This window comes from Roseateles koreensis (assembly GCF_028595305.1).
GTDB classification, from domain to species: domain Bacteria; phylum Pseudomonadota; class Gammaproteobacteria; order Burkholderiales; family Burkholderiaceae_C; genus Paucibacter_A; species Paucibacter_A koreensis.
Genome location: NZ_JAQQXS010000009.1, coordinates 1 through 15,750, shown reverse-complemented (window position 1 = coordinate 15,750; position 15,750 = coordinate 1). Strand labels below are relative to the sequence as shown.

Here is a 15,750-nt window from a genome sequence, read left to right as displayed (position 1 = left end):
GGAATCCTCACAAGCTGAGGGTTAGGGTCAGAAATTGATGCTGAAACGCTCGCCCTTGTAGACGAGCACGGCGGCTTTGAGTTTGATCTGCTCCAGCACCAACTGCGGCGCCACCTGATCGCCCTCGCGCAGCACCTGCCCGTTGATGATGAGCATGCGGTTGGCGGGGGTGTCGGAGTACATGGCACCGCCCGCCACCAGAGGCGGCAATTCGCGACGCAGCGATTCAGGCAATGCGCTGAGTGCGGGGATGGCTGCGGGCTTGGCAGCAACGGCTGGGGGCGTGTTGGCAGGCACAGCCGGCGGCACGGCGGACAGCATAGCGGGCGGCACGGCGGCAAGTGGACCCGACGGGGCGGTGATCGGCCGCGCCACAGGGTTGGCGCTCTCGGCCGGTTTTGCGGGTGTGGTCTGCTGCGGCACAACGGGGTTCTTCACGACAGCAACGGCCACTACGGGCATTGGCGCAACGCTCAGGGAAGCTGCCTGCGCAGGCGGCCGTTCAGCGCTCCGCCAAGGTCCCTGCCCCAGGCCGAACACCCATGCCAATACCAGCGCGATCAAGCCCAGCAAAAGTCCGAGCACCAGACCCAGCCTCAGGCGCCGAGCGCGCGGTGAGTGCGGGCCTTGTTCAGTGCTCAAGGTCGCTTCGGACTGGGTGTGCAGGCGGGGCACCGTGCCACGCTCGCGTTCGGATTCAGCGCGCCGCAGGGCGTCAAGAATGTAGGACATGGCGGGCTCTGGGCTCTATTTGTTCACGCGTTGGTTTGGGGCGGTGGGCGACTCCAGCCGGGCCTCGTCCACCGCCGTCACGCGGTTCAACTGCATCAAGGTGATGGGGCCGGCCAGGCCATCTGCGGCCAGCCCCTGGCTGCGCTGGAATTGCGCCACACGCTGGCGCAGCACCGCGTCATTGCGCGTGGGCTCCGTTGGGGCGGGCTCGCCCAGGGCTTGGGCCAATTGCCGGGCCACTGCATCCAACGCGGGCCCGTTGCTGCCCAATTTACCCTCGAAGCCAGGCGGCGAATGCCAGAGCGTGGCGAACTCTCCTCGCCATTGGCGGCTGAGTTGCAGCAAGCTCCAGGTCTGCCGTTGCCCCACCAGTTGCAGCGTGGCCGTCTGGTCGCCCAACCCGATGAGCAGGGCTTGATAAGCTTGGCCGGACTCATCTTGCAGCGTCAGGATGCTGGGCCGCCCCAACATGCGCAGCAGGGCCAGGCCACCGTCAGCGCTGTTGAAGCATTGCAGCTGCTGCGCCGCCAAAAGCGCACAGGGCTCACCCTCGGGCAGATTCAGCCGCCACAACTGCGCCAGCGCACGCCAGGCCGCAGCCTCATCGCGCAAGAGCTCGGTGGATGCGGGTGTCTTTGGTACGGGCGTTGGTGCAGGCGTTGGTGCAGCCATCGAGGCCACCACCACCGGGTGCGCCGCTGAAGCGGCAGCGGCCACAGGCGGCGGGGCATCTTTCGCCCCCTTGACGGCCCAGGCCAACGCAAATGCAGCAGCGGTGGCCGCCAGCAGCCCGAAAGTCCAGCCGGCCCCTCGGGCCACCCACTTGCGCGTTACACCGTTTGTGGGCACGCCATCGGTGCCGAACACCTCAGCAGCCGCCCGCTTCAAGGTCGCCATATCCACCTGGGTATGCCCCTGGGCATAGGCGCCGAGCAGGGACCGGTCACATAACAGGTTAATTCGGCGGGGCACGCCGCGCGACAATTGGTGGATGCGCCGCCGCAATCGGCCGTCAAAGGGCAGCTGCCCGCTCAAGCCCGCAACGCCCAGGCGATGGCTGACGTATTGCGCGGTTTCGCTCTCGCTCAAGGCCTGCAGATGAAAGCGCGCAATCACCCGCTGCGCCAGTTGCTCCAGTTCGGGCGTGGCCAGCATGGTGCGCAATTCAGGCTGGCCGATCAAAATGATCTGCAGCAGCTTGCGTTCATGCGTTTCCAGGTTGGTCAGCAGGCGAAGCTGCTCCAGCACGTCGGCAGAGAGGTTCTGCGCCTCGTCGATGATCAAGATATTGTTCTGGCCCAAGGCATGGGTGCGCAGCAAGAAGGCATTGATGGCGTCGACATAGGTCTTGACCGAAACACCATCGGCCATGCCATCCCCCAGGGGCAGATGAAACTCCTGACACACCGTTTGCAAAAGCTCGGGCACGCTGAGCTTGGGGTTGAAGATGTAGGCCACATTGCAGTTGTCGGGGATCTGCTCCAGGAAGCATCGGCACACCGTGGTTTTGCCAGCGCCGATTTCACCCGTCAGCAACACAAACCCGCCCCCGCCCTGCAAGCCGTACAGCAGATGCGCCAACGCCTCGCGGTGCCGCTCACTCATGAACAGATAGTGAGGGTCAGGCGCAATCGAAAAAGGCGCTTGGCGAAGGCCGAAGAATTTGGCGTACATGCAGAGGAATGAAGCCCGGGAAGCAAGGCGCATCGTAAACGCAAGCGCGACCGTTGCCCGCAGGCAAAGGACACAGGACGCTAGCGCACAGCGCTCACTTGACCCGCTGTTTCTCCAGCTTGCGCGCCAGCGTGCGGCGGTGCAGGCCCAGGCGGCGCGCAGCTTCAGAGATATTGAAGCCTGTGGCGGCCAGGGTTTCGTGGATGTGCTCCCACTCCAGTGTTTTGATCGAGGTGGTGCGCTCGGTCAGTTCAACCTCGGCGTCACCTTGGGCGCGGGCAAAGGCGGCCTCGATGTCATCGGTATTGGCCGGCTTGGCCAGGTAGTGCCGCGCCCCCAGCTTGATCGCCTCGACCGCCGTGGCAATGCTGGCATAGCCGGTGAGCACAACAATCAACATCGCGGCCGAATGGGCGTGCAGCGTTTGCACGCAAGACAGGCCGGAGTCGCCGCTGGCCAGCTTCAAATCCACCACCGCGAAGCCCGGTGTGTGCGAACCCAACAATTGCTGAACCTGGGCCAGATCGGCGGCGCGCAGCACCCGGTAGCCGCGCCGCTCGAACGAGCGGATCAGCGTGCGCGCGAAGGCGTCGTCGTCTTCAACGACCAGCAGCAGTCTCTCGTTCACATCCAGATCAAGCGCGTCAGCCATGGTCTATTGTTTCATGCCACTTTTGGAAACCCCGGCCTCACCGCCCTCCTCGCGCAGGCTCAGTGCTGACAAAGGCAGGGTGATGCGCACTTCAGCCCCCGCACCTTCAAGATTGCGGGCCTCGATTTTTCCGCCCAGGGTGCGCGCCACATTGACGGACAAAAACAAACCCAGCCCGCTGCCTGGGCGGCCCTTGGTGGAGTGGTAGGGCTTGCCGAAGTTTTCGAGAATCTCTGGGGCGAAGCCCGGGCCCTGGTCGATGACGCGCAGCACCAGCACATCGCCTTCGCAACTCACGCGCAGCGTCAGCGGCTGCTGCGGTGCCGCCTCTTGCGCGTTGTCGAGCACGTTGCCCAGCATCTGGCGCAGCGCGGTGTCGGAGATGATGGCCCGGTCCGGCGTTTCGCCGAGCAGGTAATGCAGCACGTGGCCGGGTCGGGTCTCACGCCACCGGCTCACCACGTCGCCGAGAAAGGCGTGCAGCATGGTTTGTCCAGGGGCTTCGCCTCGGGATTCGCCGGCTGACATCAAAATGCCAGTCACGATGGTCTTGCAGCGCGCCAGCTGAAACTGCATTTCATCGATCTCTTCGCGCAATTCGGGGTCGGCCGCAAAGGGGCCCATGCGCGACCAGTCGCCCAAAATCACCGACAACGTGGCCAGCGGCGTGCCCAACTCATGGGCGGCGCCTGAGGCCAGCAAGCCCATGCGGACAATGTGCTCCTCTTCAGCAGCACGCTGGCGCAGATCGGCCAGCCGGCTGTCTCGCAAGCGCAGATTGCGCCCAATGCGGTGGATGAAGATCACCAGCAAAGCCGCGTTCAAGGCAAAGCAGATCAACAGGCCGCCAAAGTAGTGCACCGACAAGCCCGGGCCGGACAACTCCTCCAGGTGCAGCGGCCGGTTCCACACCGTCAAGCCCATGAAACACAGGCAGGTGATGAGCACCATGGCCCAGATGTAGCCGGTGCGCAGCAACATCGCCCCCACAGCAATCTGCAGCAAGTACAAAAAAATGAATGGGTTGGCAATGCCGCCGCTGAAATAGAGCTGCGCGCTCAACACCGCCACATCGACCAGCAAGGCCGCAAACAACTCGGCATTGCTGATGGCATGGCGTGCCAGGCTCACCCGCAAGCGGCTGGCCAGGTTGAACACGGTCAACGCGGCCAGCACGCTCAACATCTCGACGATGGGCAGGCGCACGTCAAGCACCAACTCCGTGGTGAGGATGGTGGCCAGTTGCCCAGCCACGGCCAACCAGCGCAGTTGGATGAGCTGCAGCAGATTGCGCCGGCCTGCCAATTTCTCCGGCGCGGAAACCGGCGCGGACTCGAGCGAGTCATCGCCCTGTGTGGCGATCGACGGAGCGCTGCCGGGCGGCAGGTTTGAATCGGGGTGGTCGTTCATGCGCTCATGCAGGCGGGCTGTCAGTCAGCCGCCATTCTGTGCGCAATAGAAAAACGGCGCCCGCAGCCACCATCAACGCCAGCGCGAACCAGGTCCAGGCGTAGGCCCGGTGATTGTTGTTGAACTGCAGAACCGTCAAGCCGGCACGGGGCCAAGGCGCCGTTTGCGAGGCATCCGCTGCGGCCAGCGCGTCCACAAAAAATGGCGCGACTTCAGCGCCGGGCAACCCTTGCGCCGAGGCAATGGCCGCCACATCACGCGAGTACCAGCGCCGTGCAACGGGGTCGTTATGTTGCAGCAGGCTGCCACCAGGCTCGCTCAAGCGCAACAGCCCCACCCATTCATGCAAGCCTAGTGGCGCCGTGCCGGGTCGGCTCGCAGGTGTAGCAAACTCTGCAGGGACAAAGCCGCGATTGACCAGCACCCAGGCTCCGCCCTCGGTCTGCAAGGGCGTGATCACCCAGTAGCCGCTGCCCAAGGCCGTGCTGGCGCGAACCAGTGTTTCACGAGCATGGTCGAACTGGCCGCGCACGCGCACGCGGCGGTATTCAAGATCAACGGTTGGCGCGGCGGGCGCCGCCGGCAACGCCAGCACGGGGCCTGACTGCCCGGCGCTGATGCGTTGAAGCAGACTTTCTTTCCAGCTCAAGCGCTGGAGTTGCCACAGCCCCAGGGCCGTGAACCCCGCACACAAAAGCACTGCCAGCAGCATGACCAGCGCGAGCACCGCGGGCGCACGCCGGGGTGCGTGGTCCGCGCGGCGGGCGCGGCAGACGGACTCAGCGGGGCTGCTGGCGGGGTCGGCTTTCACATCAGGGCATGTTGCGCACGTCGGCCATCTCGTGGCTGGGCATCATATTGGCGTTGAGGTGATACATCACCCAAATTGAACCCACCAGCATGATGACAACCATCACCAGCGTGAAGATCAAGGCCAGCATGGACCAACCGCCCTCGACCTTGGCGTTCATGTGCAAAAAGTACACCATGTGCACCACGATCTGCACCGCAGCGAAGGCCAGAATCACCAGCCCGGTGGAACCCGGCGGCAACACCTTGGCCATCACCAGCCAGAAGGGGATGGCGGTCAGCACGAGGGACAGCAAGAAGCCAATCACATAACCGCGCACCGTGGCGTGGTAGCCGCCGTCGTCGTGGTGTTCGTCGTGATGTTCGGCGTGGTGATCGTGGCCGTGCGAATGGTCGTTTTTAGGCGCGCTCATGGCAGCACTCCCATCAAGTAGACAAAGGTGAAAACGCCGATCCAGACCACGTCCAGAAAGTGCCAGAACATCGACAAGCACATCAGGCGGCGCTTGTTCTCTGCGGTCAGCCCAAGTTTGCCAACTTGCAGCATCAGCACCACCAGCCAGATGATGCCGAAGGTCACGTGCAGGCCGTGCGTGCCAACCAGTGCGAAGAAGGACGACAAGAAGGCGCTGCGCTGCGGGCCTGCACCCTCACCGATCAGGTGATGGAATTCGAACAACTCCAGGCTCAGGAAGCCCAGGCCGAACAGGCCAGTGATGGCCAGCCAGACCAGCACGGTCTTCACGCGGCCATGTTGCATCGCAATCATGGCCATGCCGTAGGTGATGGAGGACAGCAGCAGCATGGCCGTGTTGGCGGCCACCAGCGGCAGGTTGAACAAATCCGCGCCCGAGGGGCCGGCCGCATAACTGCGACCCAGCACGGCGTAGGTGGCGAACAGCACCGCAAAGATCAGGCAATCGCTCATCAGGTAGAGCCAAAAGCCCAGCAGCGTGCCTTGCTGCGGATGGTGCGAGCCTGCGGTGTCGTAGAAGCGCGGCGTCTGGCCCGCGTGGAGAGTAGTACTTGAACTGTTCATTGTGTTGCTCTCACCTCAAGCTTGAGCCGCAGCGCCTGCCAGGGCCCGGGTACGGGCGGCTTCGGTGCGAGTGACTTCATCAGCGGGGATATGGAAATCGCGCTTGTAGTTGAAGGTGTGAAAGATGGCCGCCGCGACGGTGACCACGAAGGTCAGGGCGCCCAGCCACCAGATGTGCCAGACCATGGCGAAGCCGAACACCGTGCTGATGCCCGCGATGACCACGCCTGCGGCGGTGTTCTTGGGCATATGGATGGGCAGGAAGCCAGCGGTTGGGCGCTGGGCGCCGCGCTGCTTCATGTCGTGCCAGGCATCCAGCTCATGCACCACGGGGGTGAAGGCGAAGTTGTAGTCCGGCGGCGGCGAAGACGTTGACCATTCCAGCGTGCGGCCGTTCCAGGGGTCGCCGGTGTGGTCGCGCAGTTGCTCGCGACGCATAAAGCTCACCACCAACTGCACGATGAAGCTGAGAATGCCCAGGCCGATCAGCACCGCACCCAGTGCCGCCACCTGGAACCAGATTTGCAGCGATGGATCGTCAAAATGGCTCATGCGACGGGTCACGCCCATTAGGCCCAGCACATACAGCGGCATGAAGGCAATGTAGAAGCCCACCAGCCAGAACCAGAACGAGCACTTGCCCCAGAACGCGTCCAGCTTGTAGCCAAAGGCCTTGGGGAACCAGTAGTTGATGCCGGCAAACATGCCGAACAAGACACCACCAATGATGACGTTATGAAAGTGCGCAATCAGGAACAGGCTGTTATGCAGCACGAAGTCGGCCGGCGGAACCGCCAGCAGCACACCCGTCATGCCGCCGATCACAAAGGTCACCATGAAGCCGATGGTCCACAGCATGGGCACGTCAAACTGAATGCGCCCACGGTACATGGTGAATAACCAGTTGAAGATCTTGGCCCCGGTCGGGATCGAGATGATCATGGTCGTGATGCCGAAGAAAGAATTCACGCTGGCACCCGAGCCCATGGTGAAGAAGTGGTGCAGCCACACCAGGTACGACAAGATGGTGATCACCACCGTCGCGTACACCATGGAGGCATAGCCAAACAGGCGCTTGCGGCTGAAGGTGGAGACCACCTCCGAGAAGATGCCGAAGGCCGGCAGCACCAGGATGTAGACCTCCGGGTGGCCCCAAACCCAGATCAGGTTCACGTACATCATGGCGTTGCCGCCGAGATCGTTGGTGAAGAAGTTGGTGCCAACGTAGCGGTCCAGGCTCAACAACACCAGCACGGCGGTCAGCACCGGGAAGGCAGCCACGATCAGCACGTTGGTGCACAGCGAGGTCCAAGTGAAGACGGGCATCTTCATCAGCGTCATGCCGGGCGCGCGCATCTTGACGATGGTGGCGATCAGGTTGATGCCCGACAGCGTCGTGCCCACACCCGCCAGTTGCAGGGACCAGATGTAGTAGTCCACCCCCACGCTGGGGCTTTGCAGAATGCCCGACAGCGGCGGATACGCCAGCCAGCCGGTGGCCGCGAATTCACCCAGGAACAGCGACAGCATCACCAGCACGGCGCCGCTGGCCGTCATCCAGAAGCTGAAGTTGTTCAAGAACGGGAAAGCCACGTCGCGCGCGCCGATTTGCAGCGGCACCACGTAGTTCATGAACCCGGTGACGAAGGGCATGGCCACGAAGAAGATCATGATCACGCCGTGAGCAGTGAAGATCTGGTCGTAGTGGTGCGGCGGCAAGAAACCGGCCTGATCACCAAAGGCAACCGCCTGGTGCGCACGCATCATGATGGCGTCGGCAAAGCCGCGCAGCAGCATCACGATGCCCAGCACGATGTACATGATGCCGATCTTCTTGTGGTCGATGCTGGTGACCCAGTTGCGCCAGAAGGGGCCCCAGGCCCTGAAGTACGTCATCGCGACCAGCAGGCTCAAGCCACCTAACATCACCATGGCGAAGGTGGCAAGGATGATGGGGTCGTGGGGAAGCGCATCCCAGCCCAGGCGGCCGAAGAGCTTTTGTTGGAGTTCAGGGGAGTCAAGCATCGGACTACTTCTCTCGGAGTTCTATCGTTGCAGGCCGCTGGGCTGATGAGTTATTTCAGCGCCAACGGCCGGTCGAATCAGGGCTGGGCCGTACGGTCGGCCGACTGAGGCGGGCGCCGTGGCAAATATTGGTCAAGGTTCTGCGGCGTGCACATGGCCGCAACCACCGTGCGCTCGCCACCGCGCCAGGACTGGCGGGACAAACCGTCCACACTGCCCTTGCCCAGGCCGCCAGCCGCGTCAACGGCCATCATCTGGCTCATGCACATCTTGCCGGCGTCGACACAGCGGTTCAGGATGGCGTCGTACAGCCCCTGCTCAACCTGGGCGTAACGTCGCACCGGCTCGCTCTTGCTGGGCTGCTCCAGCTGCTGGTAGGCCGCGCGGCTCAAGGCACCGCCTTCAGCTTGGTTCTTGGCCACCCAGGCGTCGAAGTCAGCGTTGCTCAGACCATGAAACTTGAAGCGCATCTGCGAGAAGCCGGCACCGCTGTAGTTGGCGGAGAAGCCGTCAAACACGCCCGCCTTGTTGATCACCGCATGCAGTTGCGTCTGCATGCCGGGCATGGCGTAGACCTGCCCGGCCAGCGCAGGCACATAGAAAGAGTTCATCACGGTCGATGCAGTGATCTTGAACTGGATGGGCCGATCCACCGGCGCAGCCAACTCGTTCACCGTCGCGATGCCTTGTTCGGGATAGACGAACAGCCATTTCCAGTCCAGCGCCACCACTTCCACCACCAAGGGCTTCATATCGGCAGGAATAGCCTGCTGGGGCGAAATGCGGTCGAGCGGGCGATAGGGGTCAAGCTTGTGGGTGCTGATCCAGGTCAGCGCGCCCAGGGCAATGATGATCAGCAGCGGCGCGCCCCAGATCAACAACTCCAGCTTGGTGGAATGATCCCACTCGGGCTCGTACGTGGCCGCCAGATTCGACTGGCGATAACGCCAGGCGAAGAGCAGCGTCAGGACGATCACCGGCACGATGATCAGCAACATCAGCAAGGTCGAGGTCACGACCAAGTTGGCCTGCTGCTGGGCAATGTCGCCCGAGGGCTTCATCACCACCCAGTTGCAGGCCGACAGAGGCAGCGTTGCCGCCAAGATGCCGAGGCTTTTCGATGTTATGGACTTTTTGGAATCGGGGGTCATTGGGAGTAACCAGAGACGGGAAAACGCCAGTTGCGCGCCGGGCTGGAATGTATCCTGATTGACCCATGTCAACGATTGGACATTTTGTCCCAGGGGACTGTTGCCAGCCACTCCAATTTCTGCCATGAACAGCTCAGCCACACACCCCACTCCAGCCGGCATTGCCGCCGGTTTTCACCCCAACACGGGCACTTCATCCCACCCGAGCGAACCCGCATCGGTGGCACCCGGCGACATTGCCGTCGGCGTGGTCATCGGGCGAGCGTCGGAGTACTTTGACTTCTTCGTCTTCGGCATCGCCTCGGTGTTGGTTTTCCCGTCGGTGTTCTTCCCCTTCACCGACCGCCTAACGGGCACGCTCTACGCCTTCGCGCTCTTGGCGCTGGCCTTTGTGCTGCGCCCCATCGGCACGGTGCTGGGCATGCAGGTTCAGCGTTACTTCGGCCGCAGCACCAAGCTGACGCTGGCGCTCTTCATGCTGGGCACCTCCACGGCGGCCATGGCCATGCTGCCGACCCACGCGGTGGGCGGTATCAGTGCCATCACCTTGCTGGCCCTGTGCCGCATCGGCCAAGGCCTGGCGCTGGGTGGCTCGTGGGACGGCCTGCCCTCCTTGCTGGCCATGAACGCGCCAGAGGGCAAACGCGGCTGGTACGCCATGCTGGGCCAACTGGGGGCGCCGCTCGGCTTCTTCATCGCCTGCGGCCTGTTTGCTTACTTGTGGAGCGAGCTCTCACCGGCTGACTTTCTCAGCTGGGGCTGGCGCTACCCCTTCTTCGCCGCCTTTGCGATCAATGTAGTGGCCTTGTTCGCCCGCCTGCGCCTGGTACTGACCCACGAGTACGAACGCGAGTTGGAAGCCCGTGAGTTGGAGCCCTGCGATGTGGGTGAACTGCTGCGCACCCAGGGCGAAAACATCTTCATCGGCGCTTTTGCAGCCCTGGCCAGCTACGCCCTGTTCCACTTGGTGACGGTGTTTCCGCTGTCCTGGGTGCAGCTGTATTCCAAGCAGGTGATCGGTGAATTCTTGGTCGTTCAATTGGTCGGCGCAGTGCTGGCCGCCGCGGCCATGCCCATGTCAGGCCTGCTGGCCGACCGCTTTGGTCGCCGCAGCCTGCTGGGCAGCTTGGCCTTGGTGATCGGCGTCTTCAGCGTGGTGTCGCCCTGGTTGCTGGACGGCGGTACCGCCGGACAAGATGCCTTCATCTTGATCGGCTTCGTTTTGCTGGGCCTCTCCTACGGTCAGGCCGCGGGCACCGTAACGTCCAACTTCCTGCCACGTTTTCGCTACACCGGTGCGGCCCTGACAGCCGACTTGGCCTGGCTGATCGGCGCCGCGTTCGCGCCACTGGCGGCCTTGAGCTTGTCGGTACGCTTTGGCTTGGGCGCGGTGAGCCTGTACCTGCTGTCCGGCGTGGTCTGCACCCTGCTCGCCCTGCGGGCCAACAAGGTATTGAGCCTGCGGGATTGAAATAAGACAGAAATGAGAATGGGCGGCGCCGGGATGGCGGCCGCCCGTCACCGCGGCGCAGGCAACTCCAGGTGCAGCGCTTGGGTCACCAGACGACACCGCACCTGTAGTCCAACGCCTCCGGCGGAATCAGTGCGATCGCATCAAACTCCTCGGCTCGCCCTTCAGCGCGACTGAACGGATCAACAAACACCACCGAAGTTTTGTCTAATTTCTTTACATTTTTTCAATGACCGCACCACCGCGCCAGCCCAATCCGTTGATGCTGGCGAGTTTTAGCAATTGGCTCACATATTGCTTCCGTCGTGCCGGTCGCTGATAAGCCGATTTGTCTGAAAAACAGGGGTGTTTCCGCTTGGGAATACATCACCGCTGCGCGCTGGACCGCAGCCTCAAGCACACACCGTTGCCGCACGATTGGGTACGACGCTGGCGCATCAAATGCGTGCCGGCCAAGCTGGCTGTTCTTCGACTTGGTGACCATATCGCATTGATATGACAACTTCGTGATAGACCGGCCCAATCGCCAGAATCCTGATTGCCCAAGTCCCGATTCGACGGATAGGCCCAAAAAGGAGTGCAAATGAACCATCGTTTTGGTTATTCGGTTCGAAACATTTTGAATGTTCGACCCCTGCGCCTGTTAAGCGCCCCTGCGGCCGTTTTACTGCTTTGGGGAGCTGGCTCCGGTTTTGCACATGCTGCGAGTTGGTCCCCCGTGACGACACCTGCGCCACTCGGCAGCGCCAGTTCGATGATGCTACTCAGCGACGGGCAGGTGATGATGCAGGGCAACGCCTACAGCCAGCCGCAGTGGCAATTGCTCAAACCAAGCAGCAGTGGCAGCTATATTGCGGGCGCATTTTCAGTCACCGCAGCCATGAGCACGCCCAGGCTGTACTTTGCCTCGCATGTGCTGCGCGACGGACGGGTCTGGGTGCTGGGCGGTGAATACAGCGGCGGCCACAACAACTGGACCAACACGGGCGAGATTTACGACCCCGTGAGCAACACCTGGACTGCGATCGCCCCCTATCCCAATCAGGCCGGATGCCCCCGGATAGACGGCAACGGGGCCAGCCCAGCCGGCTGCTTCGGCGACGACCCGTCCATGTTACTGAATGGTGACCGGATTCTTGCCGGCAATTTGCTTAACAACACCACACGAATTTACGACATTGCGTCGGACACTTGGAGTGCGCCGATTTCTAAGGTGCAGGCAGATTCCAGCGATGAAGAAACCTGGGTCAAGCTCTCAAGTGGGCAGGTTCTCACCTACGATCTGTTCAAAAGCATCGCCACTGGTGGCGCGTACGCCGAAAAGTTCGACCCGGTTACCAACACCTGGCTGGACATCAGCCCAAGTGCCAGCACTGCCTTGGGCACCATTCCACAACTCAGTAGTCGGGCCCTGGGTTATGAGATGGGGCCCACCTTTCGCCTGCAAGATGGCCGGATTTTCCAAATCGGCGCCACTCAGAACACAGCCTTCTATGATCTGGTCAGCAACACTTGGTCGGCAGGCCCCGTCAACACGGGCTGGGGAGCCTATGACGCACCGGGCGCCATTCTGCCCAACGGCCACGTGATCTTCGCGGCCAGCCCCACGAGCAAATTGTTCTCAACACCTGCCGTACTGTTCGATTTCAACCCGGCGACCAACACCATCGCCCCCGTCACCGGTCTGCCGGCGGCCCTGCAAACGCAACTCAATCGAGTCACCAGCTACGAGTTGCGGATGCTGATGTTGCCCACCGGGCAGTTGCTGCTGGCGAATGATCAAGTGTCACAACTGTGGGTGTACACGCCAGATGGCCCGATCAACCCGGCGATGCGACCGGTGATCAATCAGATCATCAACAACGGCGGGGGCAGTTTCACCCTGGCAGGCAAGCAACTCAACGGCCAGTCGGCAGGATCGGGCTACGGTGACGACGCCGAGAGCGATGAAAACTACCCCATCATCCGGCTTACCAACACCTCCACTGGCGTCGTCTACTACACCAAATCGACCCATTGGAGCCGTACTGACGTTGGGCCGGGCCCCGAAACCGTGGACTTCAAGACACCGGCCGGCATGCCCTCGGGCCGCTATTCGATCGTTGCCGTTGGGGCAGGAATCCCCTCCTTCGCAGTCTTCACCGCCATCCCCTGATCGATCAGGGGGTCAGAAGGGCCCTCGACCGCCTTTGCAAACGACTTGCGATCGGCCCTGTTTTTTGCATTGGCACAGACTCAATGAAAGTAAAAAGGGAAACCCCATGAACAAACGTCTCGGAAAACTGATCGGCAGCTTCGGCCTGTGCCTGTGCGGGCTTGGCCTGTCGGGTACGACACTCGCCAGCGTGATCTTCAGCAACTTCAGTGCAGGCCTGAGCTACGACACCAGCAATGGCAACCCGGTTGGCAACGGCTTTGACGGCAACTTTTATTCACAAGGCAGCAGCTTTGTCGCAGGATCGAATGCGGTCCTGGGCTCGATGGAAATCGCGCTCAACAAAATGTCGGACAACCAGCAAGTCGGCGGAATTACCGTCAATCTCACCGCCGCGGCCCCCGACGGGGCCTTACTGGAAAGCTGGTCCTTGGACTTGAACAGCTTAGGCCTGTTCGGCAACAGCAACGCGCCACTCCTGCTGGGTTCGCTACTCAACCCGACGTTGGTTTCCGGAGATGAATACTGGGTCACGGTCAGCCTGGGGGGTGACAGCGCCGCCGCTTGGAACTGGAGCTCATCCGGCGATACCAACCCCACGGCCATCAATGCCGGCGATGGCGGCGGCTGGTTCACCCCGTCCGGGCAAACGCCCGGCGCCTTCCAACTGGATGCAAAAGGTGACACAACACAGGTCCCCGAGCCCGCAACACTTGCCTTGGTCGGACTGGCATTGGCAGGGCTGAGCTACTCGCGTCGCAAGCAGTAACTCGCCAACGCACGGGCCGTGGCGCAGCAGGTGGCGCCCGGCCCAATCGCCTAGCCCAGGCGGATTGCTCGCTCCAAAATCCAGCCGAAGGCCCATGACGCTGCCGTGGTCGCAGTCACGCCCAAAGTCACAGTGACGGCATCGCCCCCCAAGGTGCGCCAGCTACCGCATCACCGCCCGTCATCCCCCTGTCGTGCGACAACTTTAGGCCAATGCTGCGGTCCCCAGTGTCAATAGCTTGACGCAGTTACCTGGTGCAACCATGTACTTGTTGCGACACCTTTTGTAGGTTTCGCGTCGAAATGCGACAGGATTTGCCGGAATTGCGTGAATTCATCAAACCGCATGTTTCGATAGCTCAAACTCAACAAGCACCACACTTCCGCCATGCGGGTGGTATGGCGGAAGTGGGCAGGTCACTAGGTGACAAATGACCTCCCCCCACGCACCTGGAGCGGACAACTGGTCACCAGTTTCGATTCAACCTGGCCGGCCATTCCGCTGTGACGAAGCCAACCGCAAGTCAGTGCCGACGATCCGGTTTTAACGGTTCTGAATGGCTCCAACGTGCCCAAAGCCGACATCAACGAGGGTCAGCTCTGTGGCGGGCTGGTACAGCAGCGTTCAGGCGCTTGATCGGGCAGCCAGTACATCCATCGGACTGCGCACGCCCCCGCCGCCCACCTTCAGGACATGGGTATAGATCATGGTGGTAGCGACGTCGGCATGGCCCAACAACTCCTGCACCGTCCGGATGTCGTAGCCCGACTGCAGCAGATGGGTCGCAAAAGCATGGCGGAGGGTGTGCGGGCTCGCTGGCTTGGTGATGCCGGCCGCGGCTACCGCGCGCTTGAACGCACGCTGAAAAGTCTGGTCATACAAATGATGGCGCCTCACGATCCCGGTCCTCGGATCGGTGGAGTGCTCAGCCTGCGGGAATACCCAGAACCAGCCCCACGATGAGCCGGCCCGTGGGTACTTTCGCTCCAGCGCATCCGGCATGAAGACGCCGCTCCGACCTGCCTCCTGATCCAGTGTCCACAAAGAACGCGCCGCATTGAGCTGCCCCCTCAAACCACCCACCAGGCTCTGCGGCAGCATGACCACCCTGTCCTTGCCGCCTTTGCCTTCCCGGACGATCACGGCGCCATGCTCAAAGTCCAGATCCTTGACGCGCAACTGCAACCCTTCGGTGATGCGCATGCCAGTGCCGTACAGCAGTTGGGCCAACAGCCGGTGCGTCCCCTCCAGATGCGCCAGCACCGCCATCACCTCGACTTGGCTCAGGACGACGGGCAGACGCCGCTTGACCTGGGGGCGCCCGATGTCCGACATCCAAGGCAAATCCAGCTGCAAGACCTTGCCGTACAGGAACAGCAAGGCAGACAGGGCTTGCCGGTGCGTCGATACCGCCACCCCTCGGTCGTTGGAAAGCCAACTTAGGAATACCTCTACCTCGGGGCCACCCAGCTCGGCCGGATGGCGGATGCCGTGGAACCGAATGAATGCCCGGCACCAGTGCGCGTAGGCCTCCTCAGTGCGTCGGCTGTAGTGCAGGTACCGGATCCGCTCGCGGACTTGGTCAAGGAGCTTCACCGACTGCAGCGGTGGCAGCATCGGCCGAGAAGGGCGAGGACCGCGCACCGGACTGACCTCCCCCGAAGGAATGATTGACGGGCTGAACATACTTGCCTCCAATCAGCAGCACGCAGGCACCCACAGGGCAAACCATCAGGCCTAGCCCCACCAGGAATGGCAAACTGCCCGTGCTGCCTTTGCCAGTTTTGATATTACTGTATGAAAACACATATATGCAACACGAACTGAGGCTTGGCGCGGCCTGCGGGCCGTTTGGGGGTGCC

13 protein-coding genes are annotated in these 15,750 nt (G+C 62.2%); 3 read left to right on the top strand and 10 right to left on the bottom strand.

Annotation, left to right across the window (positions count from 1 at the left end):
* Window positions 1-27: 27 nt before the first annotated feature.
* The 9 genes from PRZ01_RS11165 to cyoA all read right to left on the bottom strand — a co-directional run bounded on the left by PRZ01_RS11165 (window position 28) and on the right by cyoA (window position 9,493).
* Window positions 28-732: a general secretion pathway protein GspB gene (locus PRZ01_RS11165; protein WP_273596873.1), complete on the bottom strand. Its 705-nt coding sequence runs from the start codon at window positions 730-732 to the stop codon at window positions 28-30.
* Between the two features lie 15 nt (window positions 733-747).
* Complete coding sequence (locus tag PRZ01_RS11160) at window positions 748-2,406, bottom strand: ExeA family protein (protein WP_273596872.1); 1,659 nt, start codon at window positions 2,404-2,406, stop codon at window positions 748-750.
* Between the two features lie 94 nt (window positions 2,407-2,500).
* Window positions 2,501-3,058: a response regulator transcription factor gene (locus PRZ01_RS11155; RefSeq protein WP_273596871.1), complete on the bottom strand. Its 558-nt coding sequence runs from the start codon at window positions 3,056-3,058 to the stop codon at window positions 2,501-2,503.
* A gap of 3 nt (window positions 3,059-3,061) precedes the next feature.
* Window positions 3,062-4,468 carry an ATP-binding protein gene (locus PRZ01_RS11150; protein ID WP_273596870.1) on the bottom strand — a complete coding sequence of 469 codons (1,407 nt, stop codon included), beginning with the start codon at window positions 4,466-4,468 and terminating at the stop codon, window positions 3,062-3,064.
* A gap of 4 nt (window positions 4,469-4,472) precedes the next feature.
* Entirely contained in the window at window positions 4,473-5,279 is an 807-nt protein-coding gene (locus tag PRZ01_RS11145) for an SURF1 family protein (RefSeq protein WP_273596869.1), read from the bottom strand.
* A gap of 1 nt (window position 5,280) precedes the next feature.
* The gene (gene cyoD, locus PRZ01_RS11140) at window positions 5,281-5,691 is read right to left on the bottom strand and encodes a cytochrome o ubiquinol oxidase subunit IV (protein WP_273596868.1); all 411 of its coding nucleotides are present in this window, start codon (window positions 5,689-5,691) and stop codon (window positions 5,281-5,283) included.
* Window positions 5,688-6,317: a cytochrome o ubiquinol oxidase subunit III gene (gene cyoC, locus PRZ01_RS11135; RefSeq protein WP_273596867.1), complete on the bottom strand. Its 630-nt coding sequence runs from the start codon at window positions 6,315-6,317 to the stop codon at window positions 5,688-5,690. Before cyoC ends, cyoD begins: the two co-directional genes overlap by 4 nt.
* Window positions 6,318-6,332: 15 nt before the next feature.
* Entirely contained in the window at window positions 6,333-8,342 is a 2,010-nt protein-coding gene (gene cyoB / locus PRZ01_RS11130) for a cytochrome o ubiquinol oxidase subunit I (protein WP_273596866.1), read from the bottom strand.
* Window positions 8,343-8,419: 77 nt separating this feature from the next.
* Window positions 8,420-9,493, bottom strand: a complete 1,074-nt coding sequence (gene cyoA / locus PRZ01_RS11125; protein WP_273596865.1) for a ubiquinol oxidase subunit II — start codon at window positions 9,491-9,493, stop codon at window positions 8,420-8,422.
* 124 nt (window positions 9,494-9,617) lie between these two features.
* Here cyoA and PRZ01_RS11120 point away from each other — a divergent pair, with 124 nt between their 5' ends.
* The 3 genes from PRZ01_RS11120 (at window position 9,618) to PRZ01_RS11110 (ending at window position 13,888) form a co-directional block, all read left to right on the top strand.
* The gene (locus PRZ01_RS11120) at window positions 9,618-10,964 is read left to right on the top strand and encodes an MFS transporter (RefSeq protein ID WP_273596864.1); all 1,347 of its coding nucleotides are present in this window, start codon (window positions 9,618-9,620) and stop codon (window positions 10,962-10,964) included.
* Window positions 10,965-11,682: 718 nt separating this feature from the next.
* On the top strand, window positions 11,683-13,119 hold the full coding sequence (locus PRZ01_RS11115) for a kelch repeat-containing protein (RefSeq protein WP_273596863.1): 1,437 nt from the start codon (window positions 11,683-11,685) through the stop codon (window positions 13,117-13,119).
* A 106-nt stretch (window positions 13,120-13,225) separates the two neighbouring features.
* Window positions 13,226-13,888 carry a PEP-CTERM sorting domain-containing protein gene (locus tag PRZ01_RS11110; protein ID WP_273596862.1) on the top strand — a complete coding sequence of 221 codons (663 nt, stop codon included), beginning with the start codon at window positions 13,226-13,228 and terminating at the stop codon, window positions 13,886-13,888.
* Between the two features lie 624 nt (window positions 13,889-14,512).
* On the opposite strand, the gene PRZ01_RS11105 is transcribed toward PRZ01_RS11110, so the two are convergent.
* Entirely contained in the window at window positions 14,513-15,505 is a 993-nt protein-coding gene (locus tag PRZ01_RS11105; protein WP_273596861.1) for an integron integrase, read from the bottom strand.
* Window positions 15,506-15,750 lie beyond the last annotated feature (245 nt).

Excerpts from the sequence above, each read along its gene's own strand:
- PRZ01_RS11165 (WP_273596873.1), bottom strand. The coding sequence starts at position 732 with ATGTCCTACATTCTTGACGCCCTGCGGCGCGCTGAATCCGAACGCGAG.
- PRZ01_RS11160 (WP_273596872.1), bottom strand. The coding sequence starts at position 2,406 with ATGTACGCCAAATTCTTCGGCCTTCGCCAAGCGCCTTTTTCGATTGCG.
- PRZ01_RS11155 (WP_273596871.1), bottom strand. The coding sequence starts at position 3,058 with ATGGCTGACGCGCTTGATCTGGATGTGAACGAGAGACTGCTGCTGGTC.
- PRZ01_RS11150 (WP_273596870.1), bottom strand. The coding sequence starts at position 4,468 with ATGAACGACCACCCCGATTCAAACCTGCCGCCCGGCAGCGCTCCGTCG.
- cyoD (WP_273596868.1), bottom strand. The coding sequence starts at position 5,691 with ATGAGCGCGCCTAAAAACGACCATTCGCACGGCCACGATCACCACGCC.
- cyoC (WP_273596867.1), bottom strand. The coding sequence starts at position 6,317 with ATGAACAGTTCAAGTACTACTCTCCACGCGGGCCAGACGCCGCGCTTC.
- cyoB (WP_273596866.1), bottom strand. The coding sequence starts at position 8,342 with ATGCTTGACTCCCCTGAACTCCAACAAAAGCTCTTCGGCCGCCTGGGC.
- cyoA (WP_273596865.1), bottom strand. The coding sequence starts at position 9,493 with ATGACCCCCGATTCCAAAAAGTCCATAACATCGAAAAGCCTCGGCATC.
- PRZ01_RS11120 (WP_273596864.1), top strand. The coding sequence starts at position 9,618 with ATGAACAGCTCAGCCACACACCCCACTCCAGCCGGCATTGCCGCCGGT.
- PRZ01_RS11110 (WP_273596862.1), top strand. The coding sequence starts at position 13,226 with ATGAACAAACGTCTCGGAAAACTGATCGGCAGCTTCGGCCTGTGCCTG.
- PRZ01_RS11105 (WP_273596861.1), bottom strand. The coding sequence starts at position 15,505 with ATGCTGCCACCGCTGCAGTCGGTGAAGCTCCTTGACCAAGTCCGCGAG.